The sequence below is a fragment of the Streptomyces sp. SID486 genome (genome assembly GCF_009865385.1).
GTDB lineage: Bacteria > Actinomycetota > Actinomycetes > Streptomycetales > Streptomycetaceae > Streptomyces.
The window spans coordinates 1-5,226 of the sequence record NZ_WWJT01000119.1; the positions used below are offsets into that span (position 1 = coordinate 1).

A 5,226-nucleotide genomic window follows, 5' to 3' on the forward strand; every position below is an offset into this window, starting at 1 on the left:
CCCGGAGGCCGAACGCGGCGTCGCACGGGTGCGGGCGGCCCGTCGCGGCGGCCCGCACCAGCGCGTCGGCGGCCCGGGCCAGCGCCGGGACCGCTCCCTCGGAACTCCCCGGCAGGACGGACACACCCGCCTCGCCACGCAGCTCCACATCGGCCCCGGCCGCCGCGGGGGGCGCCGTCAGGCTCAGGGTGAGCGTGCTCGACGCGCCGGTGGCATGGTCGAGCACCAGGTGGACGGTGTCCGCCGGGCCGTGCGCCGCCGCCACGACCTGCCGTACGTCGCCGAGGACCGGCAGCAGTACCGACAGGGCGTGCGGGCCGACGTCCCACAGCGCGCCCTTCTCCCGCCGCCACGGTGAGGCCGCGAAGGGGCTGTCGCCGGTGAACACCGCCCCCAGCCACTGCGCCCGCGCCGTGAACCAGCCCGACACCGCGGCCTGCTCCTCGATCCACGCCTCCGGTTCCTTCTGGAACCGCGCGGTGAAGAACACCACCGACGCCACCCCGGCCCGCTCCACCGCCTCCGTCACGGCCCGCCCCTCGGCGACCGTCAGCGCCAGCGGCTTGTCCAGCAGCAGATGGCGGCCCGCACCGGCGGCCCGCACCGCCAGGCCGGCCTGCACGTCCGGCGGCAGGGCCACCGCCACCGCGTCCACGTCGGCCAGCAGCGCGTCCACGTCGGCGTACGCGGCGACGTCGTACTGCTCCGCCAGCGCCGTGGCCGCCTCCGGCCTGCGCCCCCACACCCCCGCGAACTCCAGGCCGGTGTGCCCGGCGAGGGCGGGGGCGTAGGCCGCCCGCGCCCACGGGCCCGTCCCCAGCAGTCCGATGCGCATGCCGCTTTCCTTTCTCCCGGCCGATCCCCGTACCCTCACGATGCTGCGCTCCGGTCGCCCTCCGTACACCTGCGACCCGTGTCACCGCGCCCGGCGAGCCAGTCGGCGATGGCGGCGGCGATCGGCTGGCCGGTGTCCATCTCGACGAACCCGAACTGTCCGGACTGGTTGCACTCCAGGAACCACCAGATCCCGTCGGCGTCCTCCGCGAAGTCGAAGGCTCCGTAGGCCAGTTCGGCGTCCGCCATGTAGCGCAGCACGCTCTCGGCCACGCGTGGCGGCACCTCGGCCGGCAGCCAGGGGGAGACCGACGGGGCGAAGCGGACGTCCACGTCGTCCGGGTGGGCGTCCGGGGCGGCGGGCTTGCGCGCGGCCAGCAGCGTGCCGCCGACGACGGTGAGCCGGATGTCGGCCCGCTTGGCGATCCTCCGCTGCAGCAGCGTGGGCCCGTAGGCCACCGCGCTGAAGTCGGTGTCCGGTGCGACCCGGCTGGTCGGCACCGCCCGGGGCGGCTCCTGGGGATGCGCCCCGGAGACCGGTTTCACCACCAGATCCGGGAAGCGTTCCGCGAACTCCCGCGCCGCCTGCGGGAACGTCGTGATCAGGGTGGCCGGCACGGCGAGGCCGCTGTGCTGGGCCAGGTGCAGCTGCCAGGGCTTGTGCCGGGCGCGGCGGGCGGCGTCCGGGTGGTTCATCCAGCGGGCGTCGGTGCAGCGCAGCATGCCGTACAGCGCCTGCGAGGACTCCTCCGTCAGCCAGGCGGACGGCTGGGCGGCGCGGGCGGCCGGCTCTCCCGGCCTGCGCACCCAGACGGAGCGCAGGCCGTTCATGCTCACCAGGCGCCCCCCGACGGACAGGTGTCCCCGGCGGGCGCCGTGCACGTACTCGCCCGACAGGGCCACCCCGTTGGTGAGGTCGGCGGGGTCGAGCCGGACGACGGGCACGCCGGCCTCGCCGAGCCGGAGGACCACCATGTCCGCCGTCACGTCTTCCTGACTGGTCAGGATGAGCACGGTCATCTGTCGCAGCCCGCGGTTCAGTCGTCGAAGTGCGTCTTGGAACCGGCCGTGGAGGTCGTGGTCCCGAGTGCTCTCAGGGTCGCGTGGTCGGTGGCGGCGATCCGCCCGTCCGGGAGGACGTTCAACTGCAGTCCGGAGTCGTACGCGTACGGAGCGGTGACGTCCAACTGCACAGCGGGCCGCGCGTAGTTGAGCGTGAACGGTTGCATGGTCTCTCCCTGATTAGGCTTTCACGTCCTTATACGAGTCGAACGGGTGATTGGTTTCCTCACACTCCGTGACCGCGGCCCGGGGAGGCCGCCCGGGGCTCTCACCCCGCGAGCGTTCCCCGGGCCGCGGCCAGGGCCTGTTCGGCGTACCCGCGCCCGAACAGCACCACGTGCACCAGCAGCGGAAAGAGCTGGTGCAGCGCCACCCGGTCCCGCCAGCCGTCGGCCAGGGGCGCCGTCTGCCGGTAACCCGCTAATACCCGGTCCAGGTGGGAACAGCCGAACAGCCGGAGCATCGCCAGGTCGGTCTCGCGGTGTCCGCCGTGCGCGGCCGGGTCGATGAGCCGGACCTCGCCGTCGGCGCCCCACAGCACGTTGCCGTTCCAGAGGTCGCCGTGCAGCCGCGCGGGCGGCTCGGCCGGTCCGGCCAGCTCCGGCAGCCGTGCGCAGACCCGCTCGAACACGGTCGCCTCGGCGGGGCGCAGGACACCGCGGTCGACCGCGGCACGCACGTAGGGCAGGACGCGGTGCTCGGCGTACCAGTGCGGCCAGTCGCTGCCCGGCACGTTGCGCATGGGGGCGAGGCCGATGAAGGCGTCGCGCGGCCCGTCGGGCGGCGGCGACCCGAAGCAGGGCGCGCCGGCCGCGTGGAGCGCGGCCAGGGCGTGGCCGAAACGCAGTGCCGCCTCGGGGTCCGGAGGCCCGGTGTGCACCCGCTCGGTCACCATCCAGTGTGCGTCGTGTCCGAGCACCGCCGGTACCCGGACCGCGTCCGCCGCGGCCAGCCAGCGCAGTCCCGCCACCTCGGCGCGCACCGCCCCGTCGCCGCCGCCGCGTTTGACCATCACCGGTGTCCCGTCGTCGAGCAGTACTTCCGCGGGGGAGGCCGGCGACCGCCGGACCTCGGTGGCGGGGCGCCCGGTGAGCCGGTGCGCCACCCGTCCAGGATCCTCTTCTTGATAGGCCACAGCACCAGCGTACGGGTCGCAACAAGGCTCCCCCGTCGGGTGGTTCAACCGTTGATACGACTGATTCAAGCCAAACCCAGGCAGTTACTACCCGTGGTGATCCGGTACGACTAGCGTGAGGGCGCCGCATCGCCACACCGGGGGCACAGGGCCCCACCGGGACTAGCGCGCGGCGGAGGATTTCCCCCGTGACCACAGCATCCGTGCTGGTGGCCGACGTCTTCGAAGTCCAGCCGTACACCTCCCACTGCGAGGTCATCCTCGATGAGGGCGCCCACGCCGTGATCGGCGTGTCCCCGGGCAACAGCTACTTTTCCGCCCGGCGCCTGCACGACCTCGCCCACTGGGGACTGGACCACTTCGACCGGGTCGACTTCGTCTACACCGACCTGTACGTCGCCGAGATGTACGAAGCCTCCGGCTATCCGCCGGAGGAGGCCCGCCGCAAGGCGGTCAAGAATCTGCGCGGGGTGCGCGCCAAGGTCCGTGAGGCGGTGTCGGCGGCGGACCCGGACGGCACGCGGCTCGACTGGCATCCGATGTCGGAGTTCCGCACCAATCCCGCCTACCAGGAGATCCACCGGCACCTGAAGGCCCGACTGGTCTCCGACGGCGCCTTCCGGGGCGTGTGCGAGACCCTGGTGAATCGTTTCCTCTCCGCGCGCGGAGAGACCCCCGGCGAGCGGCAGCGCGCCGTGTGCCTGGAGTACGTGTGCGCCGAGGCCCCCCTGTTCCTGGACACCCCGGCGATCCTCGGCGTGCCCTCCTCGCTCAACTGCTACCACCAACTCCTGCCGATGGCCGAACTGCTGTACTCGCGCGGCGCCGGCCTGCGCGCCTCCCGCAACCAGGGCCACGCCATCGTCACCCCCGCCGCCCTCGAAGGAGCCGCGCCGTGACCACCGCGTCCGACACCCGCACCGACCACCCTCCCTTGCCCGGTTTCCCGTTCTCCTGGGACGGCACCCGGGTGCCCGCCGAGGTCGGGGCCCTGCGCTCCACCACCCCCGTGCGGCGTGTGCGGACCATCGCCGGCGACGAGGCATGGCTCGTGTCGTCGTACGAACTGTGCGCGCAGGTCCTGAAGGACGACCGGTTCTCCCTCAAGGACACCTCCGCGCCCGGCGTCCCCCGGCAGTACGCGCTCACGATCCCGCCCGAGGTCGTCAACAACATGGGCAACATCACCGGGGCGGGGCTGCGCCGCGCGGTGATGAAGGCGCTCAACCCCAAGGCGCCGGGCCTCATGGAGTGGCTGCGCGCGGAGGCGCACCGCCTGGTCGACCTGATCGTCGCCGACGGTCCGACGGCCGATCTGCGCGGGGCCTTCTGCGAGCCGTACTCGGCCGGGATGCACTGCCGCATCCTCGGCATCCCGCAGTCCGAGGCCCCGGCGTTCCTGCGCAGCCTGGACATCGCCTTCATGAACGCGCCGTGCCCGGTCACCGGCGCGCGGCTCAACTGGGACCGGGACATCGCCCGGATGGCGGCCCTGCTGGACGACCCGGCCACGCACGGCCTGATGGGCGAGCTGGCCGCGCTGCGCGACGACCCCGGCCACGCGCACCTCGACGACGAGATGCTGGCCACCGTCGGCGTCACCCTGTTCGGTGCCGGTGTCGTCTCCACCTCGGGCTTCCTCGTGATGGCCCTCGTCTACCTGCTCACCCACCCCATCGCCCGCGACCTGCTGCGGGACCGCCCGGAGCTGACCGGCCAGGGCGTGGAGGAACTGCTGCGGGTGAACCTCTCCATCGGTGACGCCCTGCCCCGCCTCGCCCTGGAGGACGTCCGGCTCGGCGACGTCGACATCCGTGCGGGCGAACTCGTCCTCGTCCTGGTGGAGGGCGCCAACCTCGACCCTGAGAAGTTCCCCGACCCGCACCGCTTCGACGTCCACCGCGACAACACCGCCGACCACCTCTCCTTCGGCGGCGGCGCGCACTACTGCCCCGCGACGGCGCTGGGGCGCGCGCACGCCCGCATCGCCCTGGAGGTCCTGCTCGACCGCCTGCCGGAGCTGGCTCTCGCCGTCCCGCCGGGGCAACTGGTGTGGCGCACCGGGTTCATGAAGCGGATCCCCGAGCGGCTGCCGGTGACCTGGTAGCCGAGGACCCGCGCCCGCCCCGCGTACGGCGCCCCGGCCCGGCACACGGGGCGGGGCCGCCGGACCGCGGGCCGCGCCGTGTCGCGAG

At 73.5% G+C, this 5,226-nt stretch carries 6 protein-coding genes; 2 read left to right on the forward strand and 4 right to left on the reverse strand.

Annotated elements, in window-relative coordinates; translation table 11 throughout:
- The 4 genes from GT045_RS06230 to GT045_RS06245 all read right to left on the reverse strand — a co-directional run.
- A partial coding sequence (locus tag GT045_RS06230; protein ID WP_161333543.1) for a Gfo/Idh/MocA family oxidoreductase occupies positions 1 to 835 on the reverse strand: 835 nt, incomplete at its 3' end.
- 35 nt (positions 836 to 870) lie between these two features.
- On the reverse strand, positions 871 to 1,854 hold the full coding sequence (gene tgmB, locus GT045_RS06235) for an ATP-grasp ribosomal peptide maturase (RefSeq protein WP_161296588.1): 984 nt from the start codon (positions 1,852 to 1,854) through the stop codon (positions 871 to 873).
- Positions 1,855 to 1,871: 17 nt separating this feature from the next.
- On the reverse strand, positions 1,872 to 2,063 hold the full coding sequence (gene tgmA / locus GT045_RS06240) for a putative ATP-grasp-modified RiPP (RefSeq protein ID WP_014670659.1): 192 nt from the start codon (positions 2,061 to 2,063) through the stop codon (positions 1,872 to 1,874).
- A 101-nt stretch (positions 2,064 to 2,164) separates the two neighbouring features.
- Positions 2,165 to 3,001 carry a fructosamine kinase family protein gene (locus GT045_RS06245; RefSeq protein WP_161333544.1) on the reverse strand — a complete coding sequence of 279 codons (837 nt, stop codon included), beginning with the start codon at positions 2,999 to 3,001 and terminating at the stop codon, positions 2,165 to 2,167.
- A 218-nt stretch (positions 3,002 to 3,219) separates the two neighbouring features.
- Here GT045_RS06245 and GT045_RS06250 point away from each other — a divergent pair, with 218 nt between their 5' ends.
- Both GT045_RS06250 and GT045_RS06255 read left to right on the forward strand, forming a co-directional pair.
- A complete protein-coding gene (locus GT045_RS06250) occupies positions 3,220 to 3,930 on the forward strand; it encodes a tRNA-dependent cyclodipeptide synthase (RefSeq protein ID WP_345942561.1) in 711 nt (236 codons plus the stop codon).
- Positions 3,927 to 5,138, forward strand: a complete 1,212-nt coding sequence (locus GT045_RS06255; RefSeq protein WP_345942562.1) for a cytochrome P450 — start codon at positions 3,927 to 3,929, stop codon at positions 5,136 to 5,138. Before GT045_RS06250 ends, GT045_RS06255 begins: the two co-directional genes overlap by 4 nt.
- Positions 5,139 to 5,226 lie beyond the last annotated feature (88 nt).